General features: G+C 41.7%; 14 protein-coding genes. 4 read left to right on the forward strand and 10 right to left on the reverse strand.

The window, feature by feature from the left end; all coding sequences use genetic code 11:
- The first annotated feature begins 51 nt into the window (after positions 1 to 51).
- Positions 52 to 414, forward strand: coding sequence for an outer membrane protein assembly factor BamE (locus tag IT970_RS10490; protein WP_036967144.1), 363 nt, complete (start codon positions 52 to 54; stop codon positions 412 to 414).
- A gap of 101 nt (positions 415 to 515) precedes the next feature.
- Here IT970_RS10490 and IT970_RS10495 read toward each other — a convergent pair whose 3' ends face one another.
- Together IT970_RS10495 and IT970_RS10500 are read right to left on the reverse strand one after the other, a co-directional pair.
- Complete coding sequence (locus IT970_RS10495; protein ID WP_036967142.1) at positions 516 to 842, reverse strand: RnfH family protein; 327 nt, start codon at positions 840 to 842, stop codon at positions 516 to 518.
- Positions 839 to 1,279, reverse strand: coding sequence for a type II toxin-antitoxin system RatA family toxin (locus IT970_RS10500; protein WP_036967139.1), 441 nt, complete (start codon positions 1,277 to 1,279; stop codon positions 839 to 841). The genes IT970_RS10495 and IT970_RS10500 overlap by 4 nt, the downstream gene beginning before the upstream one ends.
- 133 nt (positions 1,280 to 1,412) lie before the next feature.
- On the opposite strand from IT970_RS10500, the gene smpB reads away from it, so the two are divergent.
- On the forward strand, positions 1,413 to 1,892 hold the full coding sequence (smpB, locus tag IT970_RS10505; protein WP_036967136.1) for an SsrA-binding protein SmpB: 480 nt from the start codon (positions 1,413 to 1,415) through the stop codon (positions 1,890 to 1,892).
- A gap of 190 nt (positions 1,893 to 2,082) precedes the next feature.
- On the forward strand, positions 2,083 to 4,686 hold the full coding sequence (locus tag IT970_RS10510; RefSeq protein ID WP_118844450.1) for a TonB-dependent receptor: 2,604 nt from the start codon (positions 2,083 to 2,085) through the stop codon (positions 4,684 to 4,686).
- A gap of 68 nt (positions 4,687 to 4,754) precedes the next feature.
- On the opposite strand, the gene IT970_RS10515 is transcribed toward IT970_RS10510, so the two are convergent.
- Both IT970_RS10515 and fadR read right to left on the reverse strand, forming a co-directional pair.
- Positions 4,755 to 5,360 carry a peroxiredoxin C gene (locus tag IT970_RS10515; protein ID WP_036967121.1) on the reverse strand — a complete coding sequence of 202 codons (606 nt, stop codon included), beginning with the start codon at positions 5,358 to 5,360 and terminating at the stop codon, positions 4,755 to 4,757.
- Positions 5,361 to 5,674: 314 nt separating this feature from the next.
- Positions 5,675 to 6,388, reverse strand: coding sequence for a fatty acid metabolism transcriptional regulator FadR (gene fadR / locus IT970_RS10520; RefSeq protein WP_036967119.1), 714 nt, complete (start codon positions 6,386 to 6,388; stop codon positions 5,675 to 5,677).
- A 285-nt stretch (positions 6,389 to 6,673) separates the two neighbouring features.
- On the opposite strand from fadR, the gene nhaB reads away from it, so the two are divergent.
- A complete protein-coding gene (gene nhaB / locus IT970_RS10525; RefSeq protein WP_065978553.1) occupies positions 6,674 to 8,254 on the forward strand; it encodes a sodium/proton antiporter NhaB in 1,581 nt (526 codons plus the stop codon).
- 56 nt (positions 8,255 to 8,310) lie between these two features.
- On the opposite strand, the gene tyrA is transcribed toward nhaB, so the two are convergent.
- The 6 genes from tyrA to ffh form a co-directional block, all read right to left on the reverse strand.
- On the reverse strand, positions 8,311 to 9,435 hold the full coding sequence (tyrA, locus tag IT970_RS10530) for a bifunctional chorismate mutase/prephenate dehydrogenase (protein WP_036967115.1): 1,125 nt from the start codon (positions 9,433 to 9,435) through the stop codon (positions 8,311 to 8,313).
- A 496-nt stretch (positions 9,436 to 9,931) separates the two neighbouring features.
- Positions 9,932 to 10,291 (reverse strand): 50S ribosomal protein L19, encoded by a 360-nt coding sequence (gene rplS, locus IT970_RS10535; RefSeq protein WP_004587324.1) that lies wholly within the window; start codon positions 10,289 to 10,291, stop codon positions 9,932 to 9,934.
- 33 nt (positions 10,292 to 10,324) lie between these two features.
- The gene (trmD, locus tag IT970_RS10540; RefSeq protein ID WP_196857309.1) at positions 10,325 to 11,092 is read right to left on the reverse strand and encodes a tRNA (guanosine(37)-N1)-methyltransferase TrmD; all 768 of its coding nucleotides are present in this window, start codon (positions 11,090 to 11,092) and stop codon (positions 10,325 to 10,327) included.
- On the reverse strand, positions 11,092 to 11,625 hold the full coding sequence (gene rimM, locus IT970_RS10545; protein ID WP_036967112.1) for a ribosome maturation factor RimM: 534 nt from the start codon (positions 11,623 to 11,625) through the stop codon (positions 11,092 to 11,094). The genes trmD and rimM overlap by 1 nt, the downstream gene beginning before the upstream one ends.
- A gap of 17 nt (positions 11,626 to 11,642) precedes the next feature.
- Positions 11,643 to 11,891 (reverse strand): 30S ribosomal protein S16, encoded by a 249-nt coding sequence (gene rpsP / locus IT970_RS10550; RefSeq protein WP_036967110.1) that lies wholly within the window; start codon positions 11,889 to 11,891, stop codon positions 11,643 to 11,645.
- A gap of 241 nt (positions 11,892 to 12,132) precedes the next feature.
- A complete protein-coding gene (gene ffh, locus IT970_RS10555; protein WP_036967108.1) occupies positions 12,133 to 13,509 on the reverse strand; it encodes a signal recognition particle protein in 1,377 nt (458 codons plus the stop codon).
- Between the last annotated feature and the right edge of the window lie 79 nt (positions 13,510 to 13,588).

A 13,588-nucleotide genomic window follows, 5' to 3' on the forward strand; every position in this document is an offset into this window, starting at 1 on the left:
GTGACTAATCGGTATCATGCAGTGTATAAAAAATAAGGATTCAAACAAATAATGCAGTCGTTTAAAACTTTTTCTTTTTGGTTAGTACTTACCCTTACTTTAAGTGCTACCGCTGGGTGTTCTAGTTGGGTTTATCGCATCAACATTCCTCAGGGTAACTTTTTAGAACAATCTGACGTTGATAAGCTTCGCGTTAATATGACTCGTGAGCAAGTGGTTTACGTACTTGGTAAACCGGTTGCAGAAGATTCATTCGACAAGAATACTTGGCATTATCTTTATGTTTTTAATCTAGGCCGTAGCAATGAACAACGCAAATCGTTAACGGTTAATTTTGAAGATAATAAGCTCGTGTCAATATCAGGTGATTATGAGCAACCAAGTGAGTTCAATACCCCACTTGAACAAGAGTAAATATAAAAACAAAGGGTAGCAAAAGCGACCCTTTTTTGTATGCTAAATAGATAAAACCACCGCTTAGAACGTGCAGTAAGTGATTCACTTTCAATAGGTTACTATGCTTTATTCAGTGGGCGCCCACCGGTAACTTTATTAGCTCTACCTTCTTCTTTGGCTTTCTCTGCACGACGTCTGCGTGCATCTTTGGGGTCTGCAATTAATGGGCGATAAATTTCAATTCTATCCCCTTGCTTAACCTCTTGTGTTAACTTGCAAGTGCGATTCCACACACCTAATGTGAGGTTATTTGCATCTATTTCGGGGCACTTTTCGATAATGCCCGATTTAATAACAGCTTGCTCAACAGTGGTTCCCTCTGGTACTTCGACAAGTAAACTTGTCGCGGTTGTAGGTAACGCAAATACAACTTCAACACTTATCATGAGCGGACTCCATACACCGTTTTCGCACGTTGGGTAAAAGCATTCACCATATTCTTTGCCACTTCGTTAAACACCTTACCAAAAGCAAGCTCAATTAGTTTACTCGCAAATTCAAACTCTAAGTGTAATTGCACTTTACACGCTTTATCGTCTAAAGGTAAAAAATGCCATTTCCCTTGCAAGCTTTTAAAAGGACCATCAACTAAACGTAAAGCAACGGTTTGCTCATCAATAAAGGTATTTTCTGTGGTAAACCACTTTTTTAAACCCGCTTTCGATATTTCTAAACTGGCCGTCATACCGCTGGGTTGTTGTGCAATAATTTTAGCGTCTGAACAATGTGGTAAAAACTCAGGGTACGCATCAACATCGTTCACTAAATCAAACATTTCTTTACTGCTGTACATTACCAGCGCACTTTTTTCTATTTGTGGCATATTCACTCCCAACTGTGTCGGCGAATTTTAGCAAGCTTTGGCTATTTCCCCAAATTTTAGTAACGGGATTATTTGTATAAAGCCTTAAAAAAGCGATGTAAAAACGCTGTTTTTACGTATAATATGAACCACTATGGCTAAGAAAAAATCATCTAAATCGACAAGCAATACTATCGCGCTTAACAAAAAAGCGCGTCATGAGTATTTTTTACACGATAAGTTTGAAGCAGGGGTTGAACTACAGGGCTGGGAAGTAAAAAGTATCCGAGCTGGTAAAGTAAACATCTCTGAGACTTATATTCACATTAAAAACGGCGAAGCATTTTTACTTGGCAGTCAAATTCAGCCTCTCAACAGTGCTTCAACACATGTAATTTGTGATCCGCTTAGGTATCGCAAATTACTTTTGAACAAACGTGAAATCGATCGTCTTATCGGTGCAACAGAGCGTGATGGTTATTCACTGATCGCCACTGCCATGTACTGGAAAAAATGCTGGGTGAAGTTGGAGTTCCACCTCGCTAAAGGTAAAAAGATGCACGATAAACGTGAAGATGGGAAAAACAAAGATTGGGCGCGTGAAAAAGAACGCCTGATGAAACATAAAGCATAAAATCCCTGCTTGAGCCTAACTTTCTGTTAGGCTCTGACCCCCTTACTCTACCTCACTTTTAACATTTTGAAACGTTTCCACGTGTCAACCTCATTCTTTTGTAGTATTTCAAAACCAACCATTTACATGGTATCAATCTTTACTGTGATTATTTCACAAAAATCTCACAATTAAACAAGGATTGAAATTTATGAAGAAAACTCATCACTTTATTCGACGACCTCTTACTGTTTTTACCATTGCCGCATTAGCGGGCACAACTTTCACCTCAGTTGCTGCCGAATCATCAGAAAGCGCTGAAAAAGTTGAGCGCATCGAAGTAACCGGTTCACGTATTAAACGCTCAGATATTGAGGGACCCTCACCTATCCAATCAATCAGTCGCGCAGATATTGATAATATGGGTTATGACAACCTACAACAGCTTTTAGAGCGTATGCCAGTTGCCGGTAATGGCACATTTTCAACCCGTGGGAATAACCAAGATTCAACAGCAAATGGCGCTGCTGCCGTGAGCTTACGTGGCTTAGGTTCGGATGCAACCTTAGTACTTATCAATGGACGCCGTGTTGCTATTAGTGCTTTCGCAGAAAGTATTACCAACTCATTTGTTGATATTAACTCTATTCCTGTTTCTGCAATCGAGCGTATCGATATTTTAAAAGACGGTGCATCTGCTATTTATGGCTCTGACGCGGTTGCTGGTGTAGTTAATATTATTCTTAAAAAAGACATTAATGGTCTAGAGGTCAACTTAGGTTATGGTGGTACTGACGGACCTAATTATGAAGAAAAAACAGCGAGTTTAGTATGGGGAACAAGCACAGAAAAAAGTAGTGCGTCTGTTATTATTGATTATTTTAATAATACGGCATTATCGTCAGATGAAATGGGACGCCTAGGCACCGCTAACCAAGAACCATATGGTGGTATGGATTTCCGCTCTTCGCGTGGTTTTCCAGGCTACTTTTACGTCGATGGCGAAAAAACAATTGACCCATCTTGCCCTGCAGAAAATGCAACCGCCAGTGGTAGCTGTTTATTTGACTATGGCCCCTATGGCTATATAACACCGGCGTCTGAACGTGTTGGCGCTATTTCACAGTTTGAATATAACTTTGATAATGGCATCACTGCATTTATGGAAATGGCAGTACAGCATAACTCCTCACAGGCAGCGGGTGCTCCCACTCCTCTTGATGAAGACGCAGGACTCACGGTACCAGCAAGTCACCCAAACAATCCTTTTGGTCAAGATATTGAAATTGGTCGGTATCGTACCGTTGATGCAGGTCCTCGCCAATGGGATATCGAATCAGATACACTGCGTTTTGTGGCTGGCTTAAAAGGTGAAATTAATGATTGGAGCTGGGAGACAGCCGTTCAAAAAGGCCGCAGTAAATCAATGCAAACAGGCAGTAGAAGCCAGGGCTGGGTGCGTACCGACTTTCTTCAGCAAGAAATTGATGCGGGTAATTACAATCCATTTGGTGGCACCTATAACGACCCTGCGGTTATCGACAGAATTACAACAAGTCTGGTGCGCCGTGGTGAGTCGCATATGACCTCATTCGATGCCAATATCAGTGGTGAAGCATTTAGCTTTGGTGATGATGTCGTTATGATGGCCGCCGGTATTGAATACCGTGAGGAAGATGTAAGTGATATTCCTGATGATCAATTTCAACGTGGTTTAATTTTTGGTACCGAGTCAGTGTCAGCAGCAGCTGAGCGTGACCAGTATGCTGCGTATATTGAGTTTTCAATCCCGCTTGCAGATAACCTAGAGTTACAATTAGCGGGTCGCTATGATGATTACAGTGACTTTGGCTCAACAACCAATCCAAAAGTAGCTGTACGTTGGGCACCAACCGATTCAATCACTGTTCGTGGTTCTTGGGCACAAGGTTTCAGAGCACCTTCATTAGCGCAAATTGGTTTAGGTCCCTCAGAAGAAAGTCAGTTCTTTGTAGATACTTACCGATGCCAAGCGACAGGGCTTGATTGTAATGCACTTGATTACAACATTCAGTTTGCAGGTAATCCAAACCTAGAAGCTGAAGAATCTGAATCTTGGAACGTTGGCTTTATTTGGGCACCCACAGCTGAATTTGGTTTCGGTATTGATGTGTGGAGCATAACGCAAGACAATAAAATTGATGAGCAAGAATTCGGCCCTATTTACGATCAAAATTGTAATGATCAAAATAGCACAGTGTGTGTACGACTTGCGCCTCAAGGCGGCCTAAGCTTAGGGGTTATTCAAAAAGTACATAGCACTTTCGAAAATGTATCCTCACAAGAAGTATCTGGTGTTGATGTCTCTGCTAATTACACGCATGCAATGAATGACTACGGGTTCTTAAAATTCAATCTTGAATGGGCATACCAAAATGAATTTAAGAAAGATGGCCGTGATTATACGGGTGAATATCGTTACCCAGAAAATCGTTGGATATTCAGCACTAACTGGGAAATGGGTGACTTTAATACGAATGTGAATGTGAGTTACATCGGTGAGTTTGAAGATACCCCTGATATCGACTTTGACGGTAACCTAGACTTTGATAGCAACACATCACGCATGGTTGACTCTCAAACACTGGTTGATTTACAAACTGCGTATAACTTCTCAGAAAAATTAAAACTCTCTGTGGGCGTTAATAACGTATTTGACGAAGATCCTCCATTTGCAATTGGTGATGGTGATAGCGACTTATATGGCTATGTATCAAGCGTGCATAACCCTCGTGGACGTTATTTCTATACTAAGCTAACAATGCGCTTTAACTAAACGCATACCAGATAAAACAAAACCCGCCAATTGGCGGGTTTTTTAAATACTTTCAACAAAGGCCTAAATTATAGGTCGCCTTCGTTTTCAGAAAGAAATTTAGCAACACCTTCAGGGCTTGCATCCATACCTTTTTTACCTTCAGTCCAACCTGCTGGACATACTTCACCGTGCTCGCTGTGGAACGCTAGTGCGTCAACCATGCGAAGCATTTCATCAATGTTACGGCCTAATGGTAAATCGTTAACTACTTGGTGACGTACTGTACCTTCTTCGTCGATTAGGAAAGAACCACGGAAAGCAACACCTGCTTCTGGGTGCTCAACGTCGTACGCTTGACAAATTTCGTGCTTAACGTCTGCAACTAGTGCATATTTAACTTGACCAATACCGCCGTCAGCAACAGCAGTGTTACGCCATGCGTTGTGTGAGAATTGTGAATCGATAGAAACACCGATTACTTCAACGCCACGCTTTTGGAACTCTTCAAAACGCTTGTCGAAAGCGATTAACTCTGAAGGACATACGAAAGTGAAGTCTAACGGGTAAAAGAAGATAACTGCTTTTTTACCTTTGATAGTGTCTTTTAGGTTGAAGTTTTCAACGATTTCACCGTTACCAAGAACAGCTGCTGCAGTAAAGTCTGGTGCCTGACGGCCAACTAATACACCCATTTTTATCTCCAAATATTTGAGTTTATTTCCAATTGCCTACGCAATACTCACATATATATGGTTCCGAAAAAACAAAAACCAAGAGTAAGTATCGATATTTAGCAAGATAGTTTAAAGAGGTTACAGGCAAATGAACAATCGAAAAAAACGATATATGCAATCGGAAAAATTGATATAAAAAAGATATGCGCTTTGCCTATCGAATTACCTTATGATGCAGGGTGATTATGAACCCACCTTATTGTTAAATAAATACAAAAAACCCAGCTTAAGGCTGGGTTCTCAAATATAAAAAGGCGCATAACTAAGGGCTGTTAGTCCATAATATCTTCTGGCATATCACCACGGATCTGCTGCCAGATTTCACCCGTTTGATGGCCGTATTTACGCATAAGCGAAATAGCCCCGTCGTGTTCATGACGCTCAGCAAGCGAGGTTAAATCTTTATAAAATTGGCGAGCAAGCTCACGTGTACGCGAATCAGAGAAGTAATGGCAACCGATTTTTGAGTAAAAACCTTTAAAGCCATTTAAGATAAGTACATAGATTCTGTTGTTACCTGCGACAGCAAGTTCATGATGCACTTTGTAATCGTAGTCTGCAAATGCTTGCGCGCTGTCTTCAAGCTGCTCACTTTGCGATAAAATTTCGATCACGCGTTCAGGTGCTAATTTTATTGCAGCACGAGTGTAGATGGCACTAATGTTAGTGCGAGCCGATAGAAGTTGATCAGTAAGCTCTGGCATTTTGTCTTCATCTAGTCGTGCTAACGTCTCTAGAATGTTAAGACCTGAGGTTTCCCAGAAATTATTAACGCGAGTTGGTTTACCATGTTGAATAGTTAACCAGCCATCACGCGCCAAACGCTGTAGTACTTCGCGCAAAGTGGTACGTGTAACACCTATTAACTCTGACAACTCTCGTTCTGCTGGAAGAATTGAGCCAGGCGGAAAGTCACCATTCCAAATAGATTCAACAATGTATTCTTCAGCAAAACCTGCTGGACTTTTCGCTTTAAAAATTCTCATTCAATTTCCACTTGAGTTAGCACATACTTCTATCGCACAAAGCGATCAACCCACTGATTGTACCAGATGCTCTGTAACTAACAAGTAAAGTCCATCCAGTGTACATAAAAATCTAAAGATAATAACGAAATAATTAGCCTAGTATTAATAAACCACACTTAAGTTAATAATTAACAATCGTTATCGTACTTTAGCTATACTAAAATTACACTAACAGCATATTTACTGTTAACGCTAAGTGAATTAACTTATTAGCGTTATCATCCCATCTAATAAGGTACTGCAATGCAGCAACGAGTTCTGCCGGCAATCTTTAAAAACTTTTTAGGGAATTCGCCACAATGGTATAAATACACCATTCTTGCTTTTTTATTGTTAAATCCGATTTTATTTCAATTAAACCCTTATATTGCTGGCTGGGTGCTGGTACTAGAGTTTATTTTTACCCTTGCTATGGCATTAAAATGCTACCCGCTTCAACCCGGTGGACTTCTGGCGATAGAAGCGATGTTTATTGGAATGACTTCAGCGGGTCAGGTTGAACATGAAATAGTTCAAAATGTGGATGTCATCTTACTGTTGATCTTTATGGTTGCGGGCATTTACTTTATGAAAGATCTGTTACTGTATATTTTCACTAAGTTAGTTGTCTCAGTTCGCAGTAAAACAGTGCTGTCGCTGTCTTTTACACTTGCTGCTGCATTCTTATCTGCATTTCTTGATGCCCTGACTGTCATGGCGGTTGTTATTGCCGTTGCAATGGGTTTTTACAGCATTTACCACAAAGTTGCATCGGGGAAAGACTCCAGCAGTGAACATGATATAAACGACGATAATCAAGTGCGTCCTGTCAATCGTCAAGAATTGGAAGAATTTCGGGCATTTTTACGCAATTTGTTGATGCATGCTTCAATAGGCACTGCATTAGGGGGCGTATGCACCATGGTTGGTGAACCGCAAAATTTAATTATTGCAGAACGTGCTGGCTGGTTTTTCGGAGAGTTTTTCTTTCGCATGCTCCCTATCACCTTGCCTGTAATGATTGCAGGTGTAGCGACAACTATTCTACTCGAAAAAACGAAGACATTTGGTTACGGTGCTAAATTGCCAGTTCCTATTCACACCATATTATCTGAGCATGCTAAAAAGCTTGAGAAAAAACGAACAACGCGTGACAAAGTCAATTTGGCTATTCAAGCAGTAATAGCGGTGTGGCTCATCATTGGACTTGCTTTACACTTAGCAACCGTCGGGTTAATTGGTTTATCGGTGATTATTTTTGCCACTGCCAGTGCAGGGATCATTGAAGAGCACCAGTTAGGAAAAGCATTTGAAGAAGCACTCCCCTTTACCGCTCTGCTGTGTGTATTCTTTTCAATTGTTGCAGTAATAATCGACCAACATTTGTTTACGCCGGTTATCAGTTGGGTGCTGACATTTGAAGGACAGTTACAATTGGTGATGTTCTTTATTGCGAATGGATTGCTTTCTATGGTGAGCGATAATGTATTTGTTGGTACAGTTTATATTAATGAAGTCGCTGCCGCGTTAGAGGCGGGGCAAATCAGTCGTGATCAATTTGATTTGTTAGCCGTTGCAATTAATACAGGGACTAACTTGCCTAGTGTGGCGACACCAAATGGTCAAGCTGCATTTTTATTTTTACTCACCTCGACACTCGCCCCCGTGCTCAGGCTTTCTTACGGACGAATGGTCTTTATGGCACTGCCCTATACAATCGTATTGACTGTAGTAGGTTTAAGTATGACGTTATTTAGTTTGTCTGATATGACTGAATTACTCTATCAATGGGGACTTATTCAACACCATTCGGTTGGATTACCTGGCTCATTAGGCGGTCACTAATAAACAGTGTATAGCGAGCAGCAAACAATGTGCTCGCTTTTACTTAAGCGACAGTGTTAATCAAGCACTTTAGCATCATTCGCTTTATTCAATAAGCTACGACTTTGTGTCAAGAAATGTGCCGTTGCATCTGAAAAATACGCTTTAGCTTCTGCAAAGGCATCTATAAGAGCGGCTTTATCACCCGCTTTTAATTTTTCTAATGTTTGCGCAAACGTATCTTGGTAGTTAGCCAATAAGGCTTCGACATCATCAAATTGCGCAAGCATAATATCAGAGTAAAGCTCTGGCGATTGCGCAAATAAACGACCAACCATCATGAGTTCTAGCTGATAAATGGGTGATGAACAACTTCTCAGTTCTGCGAGTGTATGACTTTGTTTTGCTAAAAACTGACCATAAACAAAAGTCGTTAAGTGGCGCATGACCTGGATAATTTGCATTGCTTCATCATGCTTTTTAGCATCCATTTCCACTACCTGACAGCCCCACACTTGTAATTGTGCCAATAATCCTTGCGCAACTTCATGATTACGCCCTTCACATACCACAACAGTCTGCTTTACCCAATGAGATATATCGGGGCCAAACATTGGGTGTAAGCCAACAACAGGGCCTGAATGAGCTGCCATTAATGCTTTTAATGGCTTTTGCTTCACCGAGGTTATATCAACCAATAAACACTCATCATCAAGCGTTGGTAATGCTGCTACTACCTGTTCTAACGCATTGATTGGCACACTCACTAACACCAACTTTGCGCCTGCTAAAATAGCTTCACTATCAGCCTGCTGTTGTTTATCTAAAATACGGACTTCATACCCAGAACGAATAAATTGTTGGGCAAATAATTGCCCCATAGCCCCTTGACCACCCACAATGACAATCGGAGATAGCTGAGGAGCAGAACAGGCCAAGCTCCCTTGCTGATTTTGATACGCTTCTCGCATCATACGACGCAGGATATCTTCAACAAGCTCAGGGTTAACGCCTTGACTCATTGCCTCTTGGCGACGAGCTGCCAGCAAATCGGCTTCACGGTCAGGCGCATGTAATGGCGCCCCTGTTTGCTGCTTAATAGCCCCTATTTGCTCTGTAATACCATTACGCTTTGCTAATAACGCGACTAATTGCGCGTCACATTCATCGATCCCTGCTCTTAATTCTGCTAGCTTATCCACTGTTACCACACCTCAAACCCAAAACGTAAACTAAAATATACAAAAAAGTAAACCTTTTAATACGAAATATAGTACCAGCATAAGCAGCAAAGTACAAAGTCCTTGGGGCTAATCACACGGGGGAAATACGCCAGTTCAAATATTGCTGTACGGGAATTATTGAAAGAGGTGTGAAAAGTAAAATAAGAAGAAGCCAGCTAATTTCAATCCACAATAATGCTTCATCATTTTGAGGGATTAAACCTGTCGCTACCTGCGTTAAAAATGTCTGATTTACAACTGCATGGATGCAGAAGGTAGAGCAATGCAGGAGCTATTGCCGAGAATGACTAAATAACGACATTTTTGCCTTGTTATCAATGACGTTTTATCGCTTCAAAACTGCTCTCTTAATTAAGCGAATTAATACAATAGAAAAATTGTTCCCTTAAAACCAAAACGGGTTGCAACCCGAAGGCTGCAACCCGTTTTTTTTTGCGTTGATAAACAGCGCGTATTAGTTAAGTTTTTCTCTAATACGTGCAGATTTACCAGAACGCTCACGTAGATAGTAAAGCTTCGCACGGCGAACTGCACCGCGACGCTTAACTGTTACGCTGTCGATAAGAGGGCTGTGCGTTTGGAATACACGCTCAACACCTTCACCGCTCGAGATTTTACGAACTGTGAAAGCTGAGTGAAGACCACGATTACGCTTAGCGATTACAACACCTTCAAAGGCCTGTAGACGCTCTTTGTTACCTTCTTTTACACGTACCTGTACAACTACTGTATCACCAGCGCCGAATGCTGGTACGTCTGTTTTAAGCTGCTCTTCTTCAAGCGCTTTAATAATATTTTGGTTTACTTTTGCCATTATATTTCTCACTTTCCTAGGTGTAACTGTCTTCTAGCCACAAGCTTGTTGGTACTCTTGCTCGAATTCTGCAAGAAGTGCCGCTTGCTCCTCAGTCAGAGCTAGGTTATGCAACAAGTCAGGACGACGTAACCAAGTTCTACCTAATGACTGCTTTAAGCGCCATTTAGCAATTTCTTGGTGGTTTCCGCTGAGCAATACAGCAGGCACCTGTTTATCATCCAATGTTTCTGGCCGTGTATAGTGAGGACAATCAAGCAATCCATCCGAAAATGAATCTTGCTCTGCTGACTGATTGTGACCTAGTACACCAGGCACTAATCGCGCAACAGCGTCAATTAATGTCATAGCGGGTAGTTCACCACCACTCAGAATAAAATCACCTATTGACCATTCTTCGTCAACATATGACTCTATGATTCGCTCATCTATACCTTCATAGCGACCGGCAATCAAAATCAGTTTATCGGAGTTGGCTAATTCAGCCGCACCTTGCTGATCTAATTTGCGCCCTTGCGGGGACATATAAATTACTTTTGCACCATCGCCTGCCGCTTTTTTAGCGTCAAGGATGGCTTGTTTCAATGGTTCAACCATCATCAACATGCCGGGACCGCCCCCATAAGGACGATCATCCACGGTTCTATGCTTATCAGTAGCGTAGTCACGTGGATTCCAGCAGTTAAAGTCAATTAAACCATTTTTAACTGCGCGACCTGTTACCCCTTGAGTGGTAATAGCATCAAACATGTCCGGGAAAAGGCTTATCACCCCTACCCATAACGAACTCGTTTGTGACATTAAAACCCTGGGTCCCAGTCTACGGTAATTTCTCTTGCTTCGTGTTTAACTTCTTTAATAACAGAATCTGTTAAAAAAGGAATTAAACGCTCGGCTTGGCCAAATGCATCTTTTTTGTTTGCTTTCACAACCAAAACATCATTTGAACCTGTCTCCATTAGGTCATCAACCGTGCCTAAGTCGTAACCTTTATCGGTTACAACAGACATGCCAATGAGATCTCGCCAATAGAATTCACCTTGCGGTAATTCTGGTAGTTGCGCCGCGTCAACAGAGATTTCAACATTGGTGAAAGCCATTGCTTGGTCTCGATCGTTTACTTGCGCAACTTTAGCGATAAAGCCTTTGTTGTGGCGACGCCAGTCGACCACCTCTAAGGTCTGCCATTTACCTTGTTGCCCTATCAACCATGGGCTGAAATCGAAGATCCCTTCGGGATCATCAGTAAATGAATGCACCTTAAGCCAGCCCTTTATACCATAGGGGGCGCCGAGCTTTCCTACAACAATTATCGAGGTGTTCTCTTGACTCATGGTTACACTTACGCCTATTAAGCCGCTTTACGAGCGTCTTTAACTAATTTAGCTACGCGATCTGAAAGAGATGCGCCTTGACCTACCCAGTGTTCAACACGAGATAAATCTAAACGTACTTTTTCTTCCTGACCAGAAGCGATTGGGTTAAAGAAACCTACTTTCTCGATGAAGCGACCGTCACGCGAGAAACGGCTATCCGCAACCACAATTTGATAGAAAGGGCGTTTTTTAGCGCCACCACGTTGCAAACGAATAGTTACCATACCGTCCTCTAAATAGATTGACTGTTTTCATTAATAAGATTTACTCCCCAGTACGGGGAGCTGGGGAATTGTACGAGTTTTTTGCAACATTGCAAGTAAGAAGTGATGCAAAATGTAAGTTTAGTTGATTAAACACTGATCTGTGCGTTAAATCTTACATTTGCGCCTAAGTTCGGCATAATTTATCCATTAAAAAAGGAGCTATTTGCTCCTTTTTTACACGAAACGGACTTTTTGAAAATTAAAACTTAGGTCCGCCACCCATCATACCTGGTGGTAACATCCCTTTCATGCCGCGCATCATTTTCATCATGCCGCCTTTACCTTTCATTTTCTTCATCATCTTTTGCATCTGCGTAAATTGCTTAAGCAATTTATTGATTTCTTGTACTTGAGTACCAGAACCCGCTGCAATACGTTTTTTACGTGAGCCTTTAATGATTTCAGGGCGGGCGCGTTCTTTTGGCGTCATTGAGTTAATAATCGCCTCCATTTGCACAAATGTTTTATCACCCATTTGCCCTTTTACTGCATCGGGTAAATTTTGCATACCTGGCAATTTATCAAGCATCGACATCATACCGCCCATGTTTTTCATTTGGCGCAGCTGCTCAGCAAAATCATCAAGTGTAAAGCCATCGCCTTTAAATACTTTTTCAGCAACTTTAGCGGCTTTCTCCTTGTCGACTTTCATTTCGACTTCTTCGATCAATGAAAGTACATCACCCATGCCTAGAATACGCGACGCTATACGGTCAGGATGGAATGGTTCAAGAGCATCGGTGCGCTCACCCACACCCATGAACTTAATCGGCTTACCGGTGATATGGCGAATAGATAAAGCAGCACCACCACGGGCATCACCATCAGTTTTCGTTAGAATCACACCACTGAGTGGTAATGCTTCATCAAACGCTTTTGCTGTATTTGCAGCATCTTGACCTGTCATTGCGTCAACAACAAATAAGGTCTCAATAGGATTAATCGCACTGTGTAGTGCCTTGATTTCATCCATCATGTCGCTGTCAACGTGCAAACGGCCCGCTGTATCAACTAAAACAACGTCAATAAACTTTTTCTTCGCGTGGGCAATCGCATTACTGGCAATATCAACAGGCTTTTGCGAAATATCACTTGGGAAAAACTCAACCCCTACTTCAGTAGCTAGAGTTTCAAGCTGTTTGATTGCCGCAGGACGATATACGTCAGCACTCACCACAAGCACAGATTTCTTTTTGCGTTCTTTTAAGAACTTAGCAAGTTTACCCACACTGGTCGTTTTACCGGCACCTTGTAAACCCGCCATCATCACAACTGCTGGCGGCTGCGCATTCAGGCTTAGCTCTTCATTAGCTTCGCCCATGGCTTTTTCAAGCTCTTCACGAACGATTTTAATGAACACTTGGCCTGGACTTAAGCTTTTAGTTACTTCAACGCCAACTGCGCGTTCTTTAACTTGCTTAACAAAATCACGAACAACGGGTAACGCAACATCCGCTTCCAAAAATGCCATGCGGACTTCACGTAATGTATCTTTAATATTGTCTTCAGTTAAGCGTCCGCGGCCACTGATATTTTTTAAGGTTTTACCTAAGCGTTCTTGGAGATTCTCAAACATGTAAAGGTTCCGATAAAACGTGTTTCACCTGTAAAGCGCGCAAAAAACACAATTTAAGTTGCAATACAGGCAATATTAA

Source organism: Pseudoalteromonas sp. A41-2 (assembly GCF_015767615.1).
Lineage (GTDB): Bacteria > Pseudomonadota > Gammaproteobacteria > Enterobacterales > Alteromonadaceae > Pseudoalteromonas > Pseudoalteromonas lipolytica.

What these genes read in the sequence shown, in the direction of transcription:
- IT970_RS10490 (WP_036967144.1), top strand. Translation starts at nt 52, where the DNA reads ATGCAGTCGTTTAAAACTTTTTCTTTTTGGTTAGTACTTACCCTTACT.
- IT970_RS10495 (WP_036967142.1), bottom strand. Translation starts at nt 842, where the DNA reads ATGATAAGTGTTGAAGTTGTATTTGCGTTACCTACAACCGCGACAAGT.
- IT970_RS10500 (WP_036967139.1), bottom strand. Translation starts at nt 1,279, where the DNA reads ATGCCACAAATAGAAAAAAGTGCGCTGGTAATGTACAGCAGTAAAGAA.
- smpB (WP_036967136.1), top strand. Translation starts at nt 1,413, where the DNA reads ATGGCTAAGAAAAAATCATCTAAATCGACAAGCAATACTATCGCGCTT.
- IT970_RS10510 (WP_118844450.1), top strand. Translation starts at nt 2,083, where the DNA reads ATGAAGAAAACTCATCACTTTATTCGACGACCTCTTACTGTTTTTACC.
- IT970_RS10515 (WP_036967121.1), bottom strand. Translation starts at nt 5,360, where the DNA reads ATGGGTGTATTAGTTGGCCGTCAGGCACCAGACTTTACTGCAGCAGCT.
- fadR (WP_036967119.1), bottom strand. Translation starts at nt 6,388, where the DNA reads ATGAGAATTTTTAAAGCGAAAAGTCCAGCAGGTTTTGCTGAAGAATAC.
- nhaB (WP_065978553.1), top strand. Translation starts at nt 6,674, where the DNA reads ATGCAGCAACGAGTTCTGCCGGCAATCTTTAAAAACTTTTTAGGGAAT.
- rplS (WP_004587324.1), bottom strand. Translation starts at nt 10,291, where the DNA reads ATGGCAAAAGTAAACCAAAATATTATTAAAGCGCTTGAAGAAGAGCAG.
- trmD (WP_196857309.1), bottom strand. Translation starts at nt 11,092, where the DNA reads ATGTCACAAACGAGTTCGTTATGGGTAGGGGTGATAAGCCTTTTCCCG.
- rimM (WP_036967112.1), bottom strand. Translation starts at nt 11,625, where the DNA reads ATGAGTCAAGAGAACACCTCGATAATTGTTGTAGGAAAGCTCGGCGCC.
- rpsP (WP_036967110.1), bottom strand. Translation starts at nt 11,891, where the DNA reads ATGGTAACTATTCGTTTGCAACGTGGTGGCGCTAAAAAACGCCCTTTC.
- ffh (WP_036967108.1), bottom strand. Translation starts at nt 13,509, where the DNA reads ATGTTTGAGAATCTCCAAGAACGCTTAGGTAAAACCTTAAAAAATATC.